We start from the raw sequence: 14,814 nt of genomic DNA on the forward strand, positions 1-14,814 counted from the left end.
CACGTTCCCATCTCGTGCAGCGGGCCGGAGGTCACCGGCCCTGCGTCAGCGCTTGGTCGTGTCCGTCGGCTCGGTGACCGGGCGGGAGCTGGTCACGTCGCCGGGGGCGGCCTGGATGGTGCGCTGGACCTGGGGCTGCTGGTCGTCCTGCGGCGGAGCGGACGGGGCGGACGCGTTGTCCTGGCCCTCCGACTTCATCGCCTTCGCCTCGCTCTTGAGGATGCGGGCGGACTTGCCGAGCGAGCGCGCCATGTCGGGAAGCTTCTTCGCGCCGAACAGCAGGATGATGACGACGAGGATGAGAATGATCTCGGGGGCGCCGAGCCTTCCGAACATAAGTCTTTACCTTCTCACCGAGGCGGCTGGGGTGGGGTGCTGTCCGACCGGTCGGACAGGTGTCCGAACGATCGTGTTGACAGCGATCGTAACGCTCAGGGGTGAACGTGAGGCAATCCCCGTGCGTACTCCCGGTCCGCGGCCCGGGCCTCGTTCTCCGGTCCGCGACCAGCAGCGTACCTGGCCGGGCCCCCGGGGTGACAGGCCGAAGTGACCCAAAACGCTTCCGGCGCGGGACTCACATGCGGTGCACAGCGGGACTCACAGCGCGTCCACAGAGCGGGCGGTGCTCACCGCGGCCCGTTCCAGGTCCTCGGCGGCCCTGCCGATGCGCTGCGCGGAGTCCGAGACCTGGCGTCCGAGCCGCTGCGCCTCCACGAACACCCGCACGGCGAGCACACCGAGGACGGTGAGACCCAGGAAACCCACAGCGATCGCGAACATCGGCCAGAACATGGTGCCGAGCCTAGAGGGTGGAGTGCAGCCGCAGGGTCCTGACCCCGCCGCCGGTCAGCAGCTCCACGATCCGCTCCCCGGCCGGCTTGCGGACGGAGGCACCGCAGTCGGGGCAGGTGAAGGAGTAGAACGTGGTCTTGCTGGTGGCCCCGATGGCCAGCCGCAGGGCGCTCGCCGCGAGCTCGAACCGGCCCCGGCAGTCCGGGCAGCCCGCCCGGAACACCATCGGCGCCACGCTCCGCATCCCGGCGAACGCGGCCGCCACCGACATCTCCCGCACCTCAGGCGCCGCCGACTCGCTCAAAGCTCCTGCTCCTGCCTGTCGTACTGCCCGTCGTCGTTCGTATGAGTTCGGTGTGAACCCTGCGCCTCGACCCCGTCGTACGCCGCCAGCGCCTCACGGGCCGCCTGCCGGGCGCTGTCGGCCAGCTCGCGCGGCGAGACGATACGGCCGTCGCGGCCGAGCCGCAGCGCCAGGCGCCGCAGGGACGTCGGGTCGGGGGTCCGCAGGGTAATACGCAGCCCACCGTCGACCAGCTCATCCGCACTGTCGTGCGGGTAGTACTCGGCGACCCAGCGCCCGCCCGGACCCACCTCGACCACGACCTCCGGGTCCTCGGCGGCCGGCTGCACCAACGCCTCCGACAGGTCCCGCAGCTCGATCTCGGGCGGCGCGGACGGCTCGTCGAGGATCTTGATCTCGGCGACCCGGTCGAGCCGGAACGTGCGGCGCGCCTCGGAGCGCCGGCACCAGGCCTCCACGTAGGTGTGACCGACGCTGACCAGCCGGATCGGGTCGATCTCGCGCTCGGTGACCTCGTCGCGCGCGGGCGAGTAGTAGCGGATCCACAGTCGGCGCCGCTCGGAGATCGCGCGGTCGACGTCCGCGAAGACCCCGCCCTCGGACTCGAAGGTCACCGACAGCCGGGAGCTGGCACCCGCCTGCTCCCCGGCCGCGGCCTCCACCTTGGCCGTGGCCCGCAGCAGCGCCTGCCGGTCGCCCTCGCGCAGGCCGGGCAGCGTCGAGACGGCCCGGGCGGCGACGAGCAGCGCGGTGGCCTCGTCGGCGGCCAGCCGCAGCGGCTCGGCCGTCTCCTCACCGAGCGCGGCCGGGTTGTGCCACCAGATGCGCTCACCGTCGGTGTCGATGTCGAGGAGGTCGCCACCGCGAAAGCTGGTGCCGCACATGGGCAGCACATCGAGGTCGGAGACCAGCTCGTCCTCGGTGATCCCGAAGGCACGGGCGACGTCCTCGACCCGGGCGCCGGGCCGCTCCTTCAGATACGTCACCAGGGAGAGCATCCGCCGGGTCTGGTCGATGGCGTTGACGGGCCTGACCGGTTTGCCTGCCACAGTTCTCTTCCGCTCCCCCTCAGCCCTTGGCCACGGCACGCAGCCGGTCCACCACGTCGGCCCGCAGCTCCGCGGGCTCCAGGACCACCACGTCGGGCCCGAACTCCACCAGCCAGGCGTCCAGGCCATGGCCGTACGGGATCTCCAACTCGTCCCAGCCGTCGCCCAGTTCCCGCACCGCCGTGGCCTTCGCCCGCAGCGGGTAGCCCGCGTCCGCGCGCAGCCGGATCAGCGCGCTGCGGTCGGCGGTCTCCCCCGCCCAGCTCGCCACCGTCTCGCGGACGGTGACGACATCGGGCACCTCGGCGGTGAAGCGGGCGCCGCGCGAGCGCACCTTGCCGGTGATCCGGGACAGCCGGAACACCCGCTCGGCACCCCGGTCGCGGTCCCAGCCCGCCAGGTACCAGTGGCCGCGCCAGCACTCCAGCGCCCACGGCTCCACATGCCGGGTCTCGGGGTGGGCGGCGGTGGCCTTGCGGTACTCGAAGACCACCGGACGGCGGTCCCGGCAGGCGAGCATCAGCGGCTCGAACGCGGCCTCGTGCACGGGGATCCGCGGTTCCAGCGCGCCATGGGCCTCGTAGGGGTCCACGTCCTCGGGCAGCCCGGCCGCGCGCAGCTTCTGCAGGGCGCCACTGGCCGCGCCGGCGAGGCGGGCCTGCTGCCACACCTTGGCGGCGAGCCCGAGGGCGGCGGCCTCCTCGGCGTCCAGAGTGATGGGCGGCAGCCGGTTGCTGTCGCGGCGGGCGAGATAGCCGACCTCGCCGTCGAGGTTCTCCACGGTCTCGATGACGAGCCCGAGTTCGCGCAGATCGTCCTTGTCGCGCTCGAACATACGGTTGAAGCTGTCGTCCGAATTCGCTTCCAGATAGGCCTCGATGGACTCACGCAGCTCACGCTTGCTCAGCGGCCTGCGCGTCCCCAGCAGACACAGCGCCAGGTTCATCAGCCGCTCGGCCTTGGCAATGGCCATCGACGCCCTTCGCCTCCCTATGGTGCTTGACGACGTTGACCGTACCGCCCCGCGGTGGCGCGGCAAAAGCCGAGGGCCCATGCCCGGACAGGCATGGACCCCAGGTGATCGACAGTGATCGTACGACGATCAGACGGCGACCAGGTCGACGACGAAGATCAGCGTCTCGCCCGGCTTGATGGCCGGGGTCGGGCTCTGGTTGCCGTAGGCGAGGTGCGCGGGGATGGTCAGCTGGCGACGGCCGCCGACCTTCATGCCCTGCACGCCCTGGTCCCAGCCCTTGATGACGCGGCCGCCACCGAGCGGGAACTTGAAGGGCGTACCGCGGTTCCAGCTGGCGTCGAACTCCTCGCCCGTGCTGAAGGCCACGCCCACGTAGTGCACGGTGACGTTCTGGCCCGCCCGGGCCACCTCGCCGTCGCCCTCCCAGATGTCCTTGATCTCGAGGTCCGCCGGGGGCTCGCCGCCCGGGAAGTCGATCTCGGGCTTGTCGATGCTCACTTCATCACTCCTTGTTCCATGACGTACGTCGGGAACAGTCTCACAGACCGGTGCGGTCAGACGGTGCCAAGGATGTCCACCACGAAGACCAGCGTGTTCTTCGCCAGCTCACTGCTCGGGCTCGCGCCGTAGCCGAGGGAGGGCGGGATCACCAGCAGCACCCGGTCGCCGACGTTCTTGCCGACGAGCCCCTTGTCCCAGCCTTCCACCACCGAGCCGTTGCCGATCTGGAAGGCGGTGGCGCCACCGTGGTCCCAGGACGAGTCGAACTTCTCCCCGTCCTCCCACTTCACCCCGGTGTACTGGGCGACGAGTCCCTGACCGGCCTCGACCTTCTTGCCACTGCCCTTGATCAGCACCTGCTGCTCAAGCTCCTTGGGGGCCTTCTCGCCCTTGGGGATGGTGATGGTCGCCGCCTTCTGCGACGGCGCCTTCACCTCCGGCATGCCCGCCGCGGGGGCCGCCTGCTCGCCCTCGGCCTCGGCCTTGGCGTCGACGGTGGCCGCGCCCACAGGGTCGATCACCCAGATCAGCACGTCCTTCGCGGTGATGCCGGAATCGGTGTTCAGGTTCTGGCCCAGCAGATCACCCGCGGTGCCCTGCACCAGGATCCGGCTGCCCGGCTTCTTGCCCTTCACCGCGTCGAGCACCTTCTCGGGCAGCTGCTGGCTCGGCTTGCCGATCTGCTCGACGGACTGCCGACGAGGCGTCTTGTCGCCCGCCGTCGCGGCGGTCCAGGTCCCGCTCAGCTCCTTGTCGTCGCCCCACTTCTCGACGATCCAGTCCAGCCGCACGAAGTCGGAGGCCTTGATCGCGCTCCCACTGCCCTCCGAGAGCGTCTTGGTCACGGTCTTCTCGGACGGCTCGGCGTCCTTGGGTACGGAGATCTCGGGCTTCGCCCCGACCTTCCCCTTGACCTGGGCGACGGCTTCCGCCGCAGCACCGTCGTCCCCGTCGTCCGATCCGCACGCGGCGGTGAACAACAGAGCGGGAACGGCCAGCAGCGCCGCGACGCTTCGTTTCGTGTTGTAGTTCATCAGTCCAACTGGGCTCGGGGGCGAAGGCAGTGGCCGCCACTCTACGACGAAGGCGCCGCCGAGACCGATCACCGCAAGACACGCCGTCGCCCGGGCCGGAATCCGGCCCGGGCGACGTTCACCACGGATGCGAACCGCGAGGACTCACATACCGGCGATCAGCTTCTCCACCCGGTCGTCCACCGAACGGAACGGGTCCTTGCACAACACCGTGCGCTGCGCCTGGTCGTTGAGCTTGAGGTGGACCCAGTCGACGGTGAAGTCCCGCCGCTGCTCCTGGGCCCGGCGGATGAAGTCACCGCGAAGACGGGCCCGAGTGGTCTGCGGGGGCACCGACTTGCCCTCGAAGATCTTCAAGTCGTTGCAGATACGGGCGGCCTGGCCCTTCCTCTCCAGCAGGTAGTAGAGACCACGACGACGGTGGATGTCGTGATACGCGAGGTCTATCTGCGCCACCCGCGGGTGGGACATGGTCATGTTGTGCTTGGCCCGGTACCGCTCGATGAGCTTGTACTTCATGACCCAGTCGATCTCGGTACCGATCCGGTCGAGGTCCTCGGCCTCGATCGAGTCCAGCACCCGGCCCCACAGCTCCAGGACCTGCTCCACGGTGCCGGTACGGATACCCCGGCGCTCGACGAAGTCCACGGCCTTCTCGTAGTACTCGCGCTGCACCTCCAGCGCGGAGGCCTCCCGGCCGCTGGCCAGACGCACCTTGCGCCGACCGGTGATGTCATGGCTGACCTCGCGGATCGCCCGGATCGGGTTCTCCAGGGTGAGGTCGCGCATCACGGTGCCCGCCTCGATCATGCGCAGCACCAGGTCGGTGGCGCCGACCTTGAGGAGCATGGTCGTCTCGGACATGTTCGAGTCGCCCACGATGACGTGGAGACGACGGTAACGCTCGGCGTCCGCGTGCGGTTCGTCGCGGGTGTTGATGATCGGCCTCGATCGGGTCGTCGCCGAGGAGACGCCCTCCCAGATGTGCTCGGCCCGCTGACTGACGCAGTACACGGCGCCCCGCGGGGTCTGCAGAACCTTGCCCGCGCCGCACAGCAGCTGACGGGTGACAAGGAAGGGAATGAGGATGTCCGCGAGCCGGGAGAACTCCCCGTGGCGCGCGACGAGATAGTTCTCGTGGCAGCCGTAGGAGTTACCGGCCGAGTCCGTGTTGTTCTTGAAAAGGTAGACGTCGCCCGCGATTCCTTCCTCGTGCAGGCGTCGTTCGGCGTCCACCAGGAGTCCTTCGAGAATGCGCTCGCCTGCTTTGTCGTGCGTGACCAGTTCCGTCACGTTGTCACATTCGGGTGTCGCGTATTCCGGATGTGACCCGACGTCGAGATAGAGGCGGGCGCCGTTTCGCAGAAAGACATTGCTGCTGCGGCCCCATGACACGACACGGCGGAAGAGGTACCGCGCCACCTCGTCGGGAGACAGGCGGCGCTGTCCCCTGAACGTACATGTGACGCCGTACTCGTTCTCCAGCCCGAAAATGCGGCGGTCCATGACTGAACATTACGCCCGATCCCCTGTGCTGAAACGGGGTTCGACAGCACGGTTTGGATCATTTTCCGATGAAGCCGCAACCACCCCCCGCCCACCGGGAGCTGCGAGGACCCGCCCGGTGGCCAGCAGAACCAGCAGCGACACACCCCCGGCGACACCCGGCACAGCGAACCCCCACAGCGCTCCCCCGGCCTCTACGACCGGCCCCGCGACGCCCGTTCCGACCGACGCGCCGACGGTGAACGTCGTCACAAGCCACGAGAAAGCCTCGGTGACCGTCCCGCGCGGCGCGTGCTGGTCGACCAGCACGAAGGCACAGGCGATGGCGGGCGCGAGGAACACCCCGGCCACCACGGTGAGCAACACCATCGCAACCACACCGGGCATCAGCATCAACGGCAGGTAACACACCGCCAGCAAGGCCACCAGCACCTGGAGTCGACGCCCGGGCTCCCCGGTCCACCGCGGCGCCCCGTACACCGTGCCACCCACGAGCGCGCCCAGCCCGATCGCCGCCATCAGCCACCCGTACACCGCGTCGCCCCCGTGGTCGTCGGCGTACGGCACCGAGGCCACCGTGATGGAACCGAGCGCCATACCCACGAACAGGAACGCGCCGAGCAACGCCAGCAGCCCGGGCGAACGCAGCGCGCCGAGCCAGTGCGCCTCGCGCGGCGCCGAGCGCCACGCGCGCGAGGGCGGCGAGACGACCACGGAGAGCGCGCCGAGCACCCCGATCACGTTCAGCACCAGCAGGGCCGCCTGGGCCGACCACACCGCCGTGCACAGCGTCACCAGCAAAGGCCCGAGGGTGAACATGACTTCCTGCGCCACGGCGTCCATGGCGTACGCCGAGTGCACCTGCCCCTCCCCGCGCAGCACGTTCGGCCACAGCGCCCGCAGACCACCCTCCAGCGGCGGCGTGAAGAGTCCGGCGGCGGCCACCGAGACATAGGCGAGGGCGAGCAGGTCCGGGCCGGTGAAGGCGAAGGCCGCCATCGCCAGGGCGGAGGCGATCGCCGCGGGCAGCTGGACCCGCGGCTGGCCGTGCAGGTCCACCAGCCGGCCCAGCACCGGCTGACCGACGGCGTTGGCGACGCCGTAGACCGCCGCCAGCGCCCCGGCGAGGCTGTAGGAGCCGCCCTCGGCGCGCACGAACAGCACGATCGCGATCGCCGCGGTGGCGTTCGGCAGCCGGCCCACCAGCGTGCCGACGAGCAGCCTGGTCGCATGCCTCGCCCGGAGGATCTCCAGGTATCCCGCGGCCATCTTCCACCCTTCCCCTGCCGTGACGTGTGCCTGCGACGCATGAGGTTTTACGTATAACGTCGTCCGTCATACGTACCATGTGCGCTGTTGAGGAGTCCAGACGAAAGAGCAGGCAGCCGGTGGCACGAGGCAGCACCCGCCCCACCAGCCGGGACGTCGCCCAGGCCGCAGGCGTCTCCCAGGCCGCGGTCTCCCTCGTCCTCGGTGACAAATGGCGCGGCCGGGTCTCCGAAACCACCGCGGAACGCGTACGCCAGGCCGCCCGCGAACTCGGCTACCGACCCAACCTCGCCGCCCGCAACCTCCGCCTGGGCCGCACCCGCACCGTCCTCCTCGTCGTCCCCGCCCTGACCACGGAATTCTTCGCCGGCGTCTACACCGGCGCCGCACGCGTCGCCGCCGCACACGGCTTCGGCGTGGTCCTCTACCCCTCCCCCGAAGGCGTCGGCCCCGCCCGGAACCCCTTCGCCTCCGCCCAGGCCGCCCTCGACGGCGTCATCGCCTCCTCCATGGCCGCCGACGCCCTCACCGCCATCCGCGGCGACCAACTCCCCCTCGTGATGCTCGACAGCGACCCCGACGGCAGCCTGGGCGCCGCCACCGTCAACCTCGACATCGCCGACGGCACCCGCCAGATCGCCGACCACCTGCTGAACCTCGGCCACCGACACTTCCTGCACCTGGCCGCCGACATCCCCTCCTGGACCTTCGAGGTACGCGCACGCGAACTCGCCGCCCGCATCGACGCGACACCCGGAGCCTCACTGCGGACAGCACCCACCGCTCTGTCCATCGAAGGCGCCCTGGCCGCCATGGAAGCGGCCCTGGACACACCCGGCCCGACACCCACCGCCGTGGTCTGCGACGACGACAAACTCGCGGCAGGCGTCTACAAAGCCCTGCGCCGCCGAGGACTGCGCATCCCCGACGACGTCTCCGTCACGGGCGTCGACGACATCGCCCTCGCCGCCGCCCTCGACCCAGAACTGACCACCGTACGACTGGACGCCGAGCTCTTCGGCGAACACGGCATGAGAGCCCTCCTGGCCGTCCTGGACGGCCGGACACCCGACGCCGGGGACATCCCCGTCGAACTCGTCCTACGAGGCTCCACCGCCCCGCCCGCCGCCCCCTGAACGCACTGTGCCCCGGCCGAATCGTCGGCCGGGGCACACAGTGGGACGGGGGTGAGGCGCGAAACTACTCCTCCTCGGAGCTCTCCGCCTCGGTCGACGCGCCACCGGCCTCCAGCAGCCGGTCGAGCTGACGGCCCACGATCCGCTTGAACTTGCGCTGCTGCGGACGCGTACGGTCCAGCACCGCGACCTCCAGCCGCTCCGCGGGAATCTCCCGCTCCGTGCCGTTGGTGTCCCGGGACAAGGCCTGGACAGCCAGCTTCAGAGCCTCCGCGAGACTCATACCGTCCTGATGACGCTGATCCAGATAGCCACTGATCTGCTCGGCATTACCACCCACCGCGACCGAGCCGTGCTCGTCCACGATCGAACCGTCATGCGGCAACCGGTAGATCTGATCCCCGTCGGGCGTCTCCCCGACCTCGGCCACGACCAACTCCACCTCGTACGGCTTCTCAGCCGCCGAGGAGAAGATCGTGCCCAGCGTCTGGGCGTACACATTCGCCAGACCACGGGCGGTCACATCATCACGGTCGTACGTGTACCCACGAAGATCGGCGTACCGCACACCGCCGATCCGCAGGTTCTCGTACTCGTTGTACTTACCGGCGGCCGCGAAACCGATCCGGTCATAGATCTCGCTGAACTTGTGCAGCGCACGGGACGGGTTCTCACCGACGAACACAATGCCGTCGGCATACTGCAGCACAACCAGGCTGCGACCGCGAGCGATGCCCTTACGGGCGTACTCCGCCCGGTCGGCCATGGCCTGCTGGGGGGAGACATAGAACGGCGTCGACACCGGTTATCCGTCCCTTTCTGTCGAAGTCACTGCGATCACCTTGCAAGAACCGGCACGCCGCTACAGCAGCGCGGCCCGCGGACCGTCCGGCTGCTCCAGACGCCGCTCCAGGATCGAGCGGGCGATCTCGGACGACTCCGCGTCCGTGAGCCGACGGAAGCCGTCCTCGGTGATCACGGTGACGATCGGGTAGATCCGGCGGGCGACATCGGGACCACCGGTCGCCGAGTCGTCGTCAGCCGCGTCATAGAGGGCCTGCACCACCAGCGTGGTGGCCTGCTCCTCGGTCAGGTCGTCACGGAAGAGCTTCTTCATGGCACCGCGCGCGAAGAGCGAGCCGGAGCCGGTGGCCGCGTAGTTGTGCTCCTCCGAACGACCGCCCGTGACGTCGTAGGAGAAGATGCGACCCCTCTCCCGGTCCACGTCGAAGCCCGCGAAGAGCGGAACCACGGCCAGACCCTGCATGGCCATCCCGAGGTTCGACCGGATCATGGTCGACAGACGGTTCGCCTTGCCCTCCAGGGACAGCTGAGCACCCTCGACCTTCTCGAAGTGCTCCAGCTCCAGCTGGAACAGCTTCACCATCTCCACTGCCAGACCGGCCGTGCCGGCGATACCGACGGCCGAGTACTCGTCCGCCGGAAACACCTTCTCGATGTCCCGCTGCGCGATGACATTCCCCATCGTCGCCCGCCGGTCACCGGCGAGCACCACCCCGCCCGGGAAGGTCACGGCGACGATCGTGGTGCCGTGCGGCGCCTCGATCACGCCCTGGGTCGGCGGCAGTTGACGGTTGCCCGGCAGGATCTCCGGCTGGTGCTCGGAGAGAAAGTCCATGAACGAGGACGACCCAGGCGTCAGGAAGGCAGCTGGTAGACGCCCGGTGCTACGAGTGTTGGCTTCCACGCGATTCCTTCCACGTAAGCAGCAGCCCGCCTTATGGCATCGGGCCGATCCTTGAACTGCCCCAGTGCGGCATTGCAGCTGAAGCACAGTACGCCTCGGACCCTACCCGTCTTGTGGCAGTGATCCACATGCTCGGGCACAGCCGCCAAACATATGCAGCAGACGCCCCCTTGAGAGGCGATCAACTCGTCGCGCTCGGCCTCCGTCATGCCGTACTGACGCTTTAGGTGATCTTCTCGCCCGCGCTCAGCCCGGCACGCTTTGCAGCGTGTCACCAAACCGTCCGAAGCAGTCGCGTTGCGATGCCATTCACTGTGCGGCTTGACCTCGCCACAGGTCCGGCAGAGCTTGTGCCCGGCAGGCACATCTACCCTCGGTCGAACGTTGCGCCCCTTCGCCACCTGCCGCTGCTGGTGGTAGGCCGCCGCGCACTCACGGCAATAGGCCTGCAACCCGTCACGCATCGCCTTGTTTCGCGCGAACGCTGCTCGCGGCTTGTACTCCTTACACCGCGAGCAACGCCTCACACCTTCTGCGCTTTCCAATCTCAACTCCCCCGAAACCTTCGATTCGAAGGTAAACCTACTGTCCACCCTTCTGAACGAAGGACCGCACGAAGTCCTCGGCGTTCTCCTCTAGGACATCGTCGATCTCGTCCAGAACCGAGTCCACGTCGTCGCTCAGCTTCTCCTGGCGCTCCTTGAGGTCCTCGGTGGCTGCCGCTTCCGGTGCCGTTTCCTCGACTTCCTCGGTGGAACGCGTGGCCTTCTGCTGGCCGCCGCCGGTGTCCTTGGTTGCCATAACCCTCACCCCGCTCGTTTCGCCCGACATGGTCGCCAGGTCGGCTTATCCGCCGATCGGTGATGATCAGACCCTACAAGCCAGGTCTGACATCGGCCCCGCAGTTTCCTCAACGTACGGGGGCCACCTCGATGATTCCCGGACACCGGCGTTTCCACCCCGCCCGGCGCTCTTGGTCCGAGTACCCGCTCAGCCGCCGGACAGGACCTTGACCAGGTCTTCCGCGGTTCGGCAGCGGTCCAGGAGCTCCTTGACGTGATTACGCGTTCCGCGAAGTGGTTCCAGGGTTGGAACGCGCTGGAGGGAGTCGCGGCCCGGCAGGTCGAAGATGACCGAGTCCCAGGAGGCCGCGGCGACGTCGTCGGCGTACTGCTCCAGGCAGCGGCCCCGGAAGTACGCGCGGGTGTCCTCCGGCGGCTTCGTACGGGCCCGCTGGACGTCGGCCTCGTCCAGCAGGCGCTTCATGCGGCCCCGGGCCGCGAGGCGGTTGTAGAGGCCCTTCTCGGCCCGTACGTCGGCGTACTGGAGGTCGAGGAGGTGGAGCTTGGCGGCGTCCCAGTCGAGGCCGTCGCGGCGCCGGTAGCCCTCCATGAGTTCGCGCTTGGCGACCCAGTCCAGTTCGCCCGCGAGGCTCATGGGGTCGTTCTCGAGCCGGTTGAGGGTGTCTTCCCAGCGGGACAGGACGTCCTTGGTCTGTTCGTCGACGTCGGCGCCGAACCGCTCCTCGACGTACTTGCGGGAGAGCTCGAAGTACTCCATCTGCAACTGGACCGCGGTGAGTGTCCGGCCGCTGCGGAGCGTGACCAGGCGCTGGAGGGTCGGGTCGTGGGAGACCTGGTGGAGGGTGCGTACGGGCTGGTCCACCGCCAGGTCGACGGCGATGAAGCCGTCCTCGATCATGGACAGCACCAGGGCCGTGGTGCCGAGCTTGAGGTAGGTGGAGATCTCCGAGAGGTTGGCGTCGCCGATGATGACGTGCAGTCGGCGGTACTTCTCGGCGTCCGCGTGCGGTTCGTCGCGGGTGTTGATGATGGGGCGCTTGAGGGTGGTCTCCAGGCCGACCTCGACCTCGAAGTAGTCGGCGCGCTGGCTGATCTGGAAGCCGTGTTCGTGGCCGTCCTGGCCGATGCCGACGCGGCCGGCTCCGGCGAAGACCTGGCGGGAGATGAAGAAGGGCGTGAGGTGGCGCACGATGTCCGAGAAGGGGGTTTCCCGCTTCATCAGGTAGTTCTCGTGCGTGCCGTAGGAGGCGCCCTTGTTGTCGGTGTTGTTCTTGTAGAGGTGGATCGGCTGGGCGCCGGGGAGCTGGGCGGCGCGTTCGGCGGCCTCTGCCATGATGCGTTCGCCGGCCTTGTCCCAGAGGACGGCATCGCGGGGGTTGGTGACCTCGGGGGCGCTGTATTCGGGGTGTGCGTGGTCGACGTAGAGGCGTGCGCCGTTGGTGAGGATGACGTTGGCCAGGCCGATGTCCTCGTCGGTGAGCTGGCTGGAGTCGGCGACCTCGCGGGCGAGGTCGAAGCCCCGCGCGTCCCGCAGCGGGTTCTCCTCCTCGAAGTCCCAGCGGGCCCGGCGGGCCCGGTGCATCGCCGCCGCGTAGGCGTTGACGATCTGGGACGAGGTGAGCATGGCATTGGCGTTGGGGTGTCCGGGGACGGAGATCCCGTACTCCGTCTCGATGCCCATTACTCGCCGTACGGTCATGCGGCCCTCCTTGCCCGGCGGCGCCCTCGGTCGGGGGCGGCGCTCAAGTACCGCTGGCGCTCCGGTGCGTGTGCGGTGCCCGTCCCCGCACTGCGCGACTCGGCGGTACCGAAGAGCCTAGAACGGCTTTGCGCTGGTGGGGAGATCATTTGCGTCATTGCCTTGCACGCCTCTGGTTCCGGTTGGTTGCCTGAAAAACAGTCGGCTGCGGGTACCCGGTGAGGGCACCCGCAGCCGCCCTGTTTTTACAGGTACTGACCGGTGTTCGCCACCGTGTCGATGGAGCGTCCGGTGTCGGCGCCCTGCTTTCCGGTGATGAGGGTACGGATGTAGACGATCCGTTCGCCCTTCTTTCCGGAGATGCGGGCCCAGTCGTCCGGGTTGGTGGTGTTCGGCAGGTCCTCGTTCTCCTTGAACTCGTCCACGCATGCCTGGAGGAGGTGGGAGACGCGAAGGCCCTTGGCGTTGTGGTCGAGGAAGTCCTTGATCGCCATCTTCTTGGCGCGGCCGACGATGTTTTCGATCATGGCGCCGGAGTTGAAGTCCTTGAAGTAGAGGACTTCCTTGTCACCGTTGGCGTAGGTGACCTCCAGGAAGCGGTTTTCCTCGGATTCCGCGTACATGTGTTCCACGGCGGTCTGGATCATGCTCTGGACCGTGGTGGTCTTGCTGCCGCCGTGCTCGCCGACGTCGTCGGAGTGCAGCGGGAGGCGTTCGGTGAGGTATTTACCGAAGATGTCCTTGGCGGCCTCGGCGTCGGGACGCTCGATCTTGATCTTCACGTCCAGGCGGCCGGGGCGCAGGATGGCGGGGTCGATCATGTCCTCGCGGTTGGAGGCGCCGATCACGACCACGTTCTGCAGGCCTTCCACACCGTCGATCTCGGCGAGGAGCTGCGGGACGATGGTGTTCTCCACGTCCGAGCTGACTCCGGAGCCGCGGGTGCGGAAGAGGGATTCCATCTCGTCGAAGAAGACGATGACGGGTGTGCCCTCGGAGGCCTTCTCGCGTGCACGCTGGAAGACGAGGCGGATCTGCCGCTCGGTCTCGCCGACGTACTTGTTGAGGAGCTCGGGGCCCTTGATGTTGAGGAAGAAGCTCTTGCCCTGGGCCTGGCCGGTGACTTCGGCGACCTTTTTGGCCAGCGAGTTGGCGACGGCCTTGGCGATGAGCGTCTTGCCGCATCCGGGGGGCCCGTACAGCAGGACGCCCTTGGGCGGCCTGAGTTCGTGCTCCTTGAAGAGGTCGGGGTAGAGATAGGGAAGCTCGACCGCGTCGCGGATGGCCTCGATCTGGCCGCCGAGACCGCCGATCTGTTCGTAGCCGATGTCGGGGACTTCTTCGAGGACGAGTTCTTCGACCTCGCTCTTGGGAACGACTTCGTAGACATAGCCGGAGCGGGGTTCGAGCAGGAGGGCGTCGCCGGGGCGGATGGTGATGTCCAGCAGCGGCTCGGCGAGCCGCACCACCCTTTCCTCGTCGGTGTGGCCCTGCACCAGTGCGCGTTCGCCGTCCTCGAGGATCTCCTTGAGGGTGACGATGTCACCGACGCTCTCGAACTCCATGGCCTCGACCACGTTGAGCGCTTCGTTGAGCATCAGTTCCTGGCCGCGTCGGAGCTCTTCGAGCTCGACGCTGGGGCTGACGTTCACCCGGAGTTTGCGTCCTCCGGTGAAGATGTCGGCGGTGCCGTCCTCGTTGGCCTGCAGGAAGACACCGAAGCCGGCCGGGGGCTGTGCGAGCCGGTCGACTTCCTCCTTGAGGGCCACGATCTGGTCGCGGGCCTCGCGGAGTGTGTTGGCGAGTCGCTCGTTCTGGGCGGACACGCCGGCCAGGTTGGTCTGCAGTTCGACGATCCGCTCTTCGAGAATCCTCGTGTGCCGCGGAGAGTCGGCGAGCTTGCGTCGCAGGACGGCGATCTCCTGCTCAAGGTAGGCAATCTGCCCGGCCGGGTCGTCGGACCCTCGTCCCGGGCGGATGCCGCGGTTCATGTCGTCGTCGTGGGCTGCCACGGTCCTCACCTCCTCCAAGGGGAGC

The 14,814-nt window shown here is 68.3% G+C and carries 16 protein-coding genes; 1 reads left to right on the forward strand and 15 read right to left on the reverse strand.

The window, feature by feature from the left end:
* Positions 1–45: 45 nt before the first annotated feature.
* From tatA to ABKA17_RS31180, 9 genes are all read right to left on the reverse strand, one after another.
* Positions 46–336: a Sec-independent protein translocase subunit TatA gene (gene tatA, locus ABKA17_RS31140; protein WP_353695624.1), complete on the reverse strand. Its 291-nt coding sequence runs from the start codon at positions 334–336 to the stop codon at positions 46–48.
* Between the two features lie 261 nt (positions 337–597).
* Positions 598–792: a hypothetical protein gene (locus ABKA17_RS31145; protein WP_353695625.1), complete on the reverse strand. Its 195-nt coding sequence runs from the start codon at positions 790–792 to the stop codon at positions 598–600.
* A 10-nt stretch (positions 793–802) separates the two neighbouring features.
* Positions 803–1,096, reverse strand: coding sequence for a hypothetical protein (locus tag ABKA17_RS31150; RefSeq protein WP_353695626.1), 294 nt, complete (start codon positions 1,094–1,096; stop codon positions 803–805).
* The gene (locus ABKA17_RS31155) at positions 1,093–2,145 is read right to left on the reverse strand and encodes a helix-turn-helix transcriptional regulator (RefSeq protein WP_353695627.1); all 1,053 of its coding nucleotides are present in this window, start codon (positions 2,143–2,145) and stop codon (positions 1,093–1,095) included. Before ABKA17_RS31155 ends, ABKA17_RS31150 begins: the two co-directional genes overlap by 4 nt.
* A 19-nt stretch (positions 2,146–2,164) precedes the next feature.
* Positions 2,165–3,118, reverse strand: a complete 954-nt coding sequence (locus ABKA17_RS31160; protein WP_353695628.1) for a helix-turn-helix transcriptional regulator — start codon at positions 3,116–3,118, stop codon at positions 2,165–2,167.
* A 129-nt stretch (positions 3,119–3,247) separates the two neighbouring features.
* On the reverse strand, positions 3,248–3,619 hold the full coding sequence (locus ABKA17_RS31165; RefSeq protein ID WP_353695629.1) for an FKBP-type peptidyl-prolyl cis-trans isomerase: 372 nt from the start codon (positions 3,617–3,619) through the stop codon (positions 3,248–3,250).
* A 56-nt stretch (positions 3,620–3,675) separates the two neighbouring features.
* Positions 3,676–4,656 carry an FKBP-type peptidyl-prolyl cis-trans isomerase gene (locus ABKA17_RS31170; RefSeq protein WP_353695630.1) on the reverse strand — a complete coding sequence of 327 codons (981 nt, stop codon included), beginning with the start codon at positions 4,654–4,656 and terminating at the stop codon, positions 3,676–3,678.
* Positions 4,657–4,800: 144 nt separating this feature from the next.
* Positions 4,801–6,162 carry a Pup--protein ligase gene (gene pafA / locus ABKA17_RS31175; RefSeq protein WP_046261820.1) on the reverse strand — a complete coding sequence of 454 codons (1,362 nt, stop codon included), beginning with the start codon at positions 6,160–6,162 and terminating at the stop codon, positions 4,801–4,803.
* Positions 6,163–6,171: 9 nt separating this feature from the next.
* Positions 6,172–7,431, reverse strand: a complete 1,260-nt coding sequence (locus tag ABKA17_RS31180; protein ID WP_353695631.1) for an MFS transporter — start codon at positions 7,429–7,431, stop codon at positions 6,172–6,174.
* A gap of 119 nt (positions 7,432–7,550) precedes the next feature.
* On the opposite strand from ABKA17_RS31180, the gene ABKA17_RS31185 reads away from it, so the two are divergent.
* The gene (locus ABKA17_RS31185) at positions 7,551–8,567 is read left to right on the forward strand and encodes a LacI family DNA-binding transcriptional regulator (protein WP_353695632.1); all 1,017 of its coding nucleotides are present in this window, start codon (positions 7,551–7,553) and stop codon (positions 8,565–8,567) included.
* Positions 8,568–8,631: 64 nt separating this feature from the next.
* On the opposite strand, the gene prcA is transcribed toward ABKA17_RS31185, so the two are convergent.
* The 6 genes from prcA to arc all read right to left on the reverse strand — a co-directional run bounded on the left by prcA (position 8,632) and on the right by arc (position 14,789).
* Positions 8,632–9,369 (reverse strand): proteasome subunit alpha, encoded by a 738-nt coding sequence (prcA, locus tag ABKA17_RS31190; protein WP_353695633.1) that lies wholly within the window; start codon positions 9,367–9,369, stop codon positions 8,632–8,634.
* 60 nt (positions 9,370–9,429) lie between these two features.
* Positions 9,430–10,275 carry a proteasome subunit beta gene (prcB, locus tag ABKA17_RS31195; protein WP_353695634.1) on the reverse strand — a complete coding sequence of 282 codons (846 nt, stop codon included), beginning with the start codon at positions 10,273–10,275 and terminating at the stop codon, positions 9,430–9,432.
* Positions 10,227–10,739 (reverse strand): endonuclease VII domain-containing protein, encoded by a 513-nt coding sequence (locus ABKA17_RS31200; protein ID WP_353695635.1) that lies wholly within the window; start codon positions 10,737–10,739, stop codon positions 10,227–10,229. The genes prcB and ABKA17_RS31200 overlap by 49 nt, the downstream gene beginning before the upstream one ends.
* 118 nt (positions 10,740–10,857) lie before the next feature.
* Positions 10,858–11,076, reverse strand: a complete 219-nt coding sequence (locus ABKA17_RS31205) for a ubiquitin-like protein Pup (RefSeq protein WP_353695636.1) — start codon at positions 11,074–11,076, stop codon at positions 10,858–10,860.
* A gap of 189 nt (positions 11,077–11,265) precedes the next feature.
* Positions 11,266–12,777 (reverse strand): depupylase/deamidase Dop, encoded by a 1,512-nt coding sequence (gene dop / locus ABKA17_RS31210; protein WP_353695637.1) that lies wholly within the window; start codon positions 12,775–12,777, stop codon positions 11,266–11,268.
* 245 nt (positions 12,778–13,022) lie between these two features.
* Complete coding sequence (gene arc / locus ABKA17_RS31215) at positions 13,023–14,789, reverse strand: proteasome ATPase (protein WP_353695638.1); 1,767 nt, start codon at positions 14,787–14,789, stop codon at positions 13,023–13,025.
* Positions 14,790–14,814 lie beyond the last annotated feature (25 nt).

Source organism: Streptomyces sp. RG80, from assembly GCF_040446465.1.
Taxonomy (GTDB): domain Bacteria; phylum Actinomycetota; class Actinomycetes; order Streptomycetales; family Streptomycetaceae; genus Streptomyces.

Excerpts from the sequence above, each read along its gene's own strand:
- tatA (WP_353695624.1), bottom strand. The coding sequence starts at position 336 with ATGTTCGGAAGGCTCGGCGCCCCCGAGATCATTCTCATCCTCGTCGTC.
- ABKA17_RS31145 (WP_353695625.1), bottom strand. The coding sequence starts at position 792 with ATGTTCTGGCCGATGTTCGCGATCGCTGTGGGTTTCCTGGGTCTCACC.
- ABKA17_RS31180 (WP_353695631.1), bottom strand. The coding sequence starts at position 7,431 with ATGGCCGCGGGATACCTGGAGATCCTCCGGGCGAGGCATGCGACCAGG.
- pafA (WP_046261820.1), bottom strand. The coding sequence starts at position 6,162 with ATGGACCGCCGCATTTTCGGGCTGGAGAACGAGTACGGCGTCACATGT.
- ABKA17_RS31205 (WP_353695636.1), bottom strand. The coding sequence starts at position 11,076 with ATGGCAACCAAGGACACCGGCGGCGGCCAGCAGAAGGCCACGCGTTCC.
- dop (WP_353695637.1), bottom strand. The coding sequence starts at position 12,777 with ATGACCGTACGGCGAGTAATGGGCATCGAGACGGAGTACGGGATCTCC.
- ABKA17_RS31160 (WP_353695628.1), bottom strand. The coding sequence starts at position 3,118 with ATGGCCATTGCCAAGGCCGAGCGGCTGATGAACCTGGCGCTGTGTCTG.
- ABKA17_RS31200 (WP_353695635.1), bottom strand. The coding sequence starts at position 10,739 with ATGCGTGACGGGTTGCAGGCCTATTGCCGTGAGTGCGCGGCGGCCTAC.
- ABKA17_RS31170 (WP_353695630.1), bottom strand. The coding sequence starts at position 4,656 with ATGAACTACAACACGAAACGAAGCGTCGCGGCGCTGCTGGCCGTTCCC.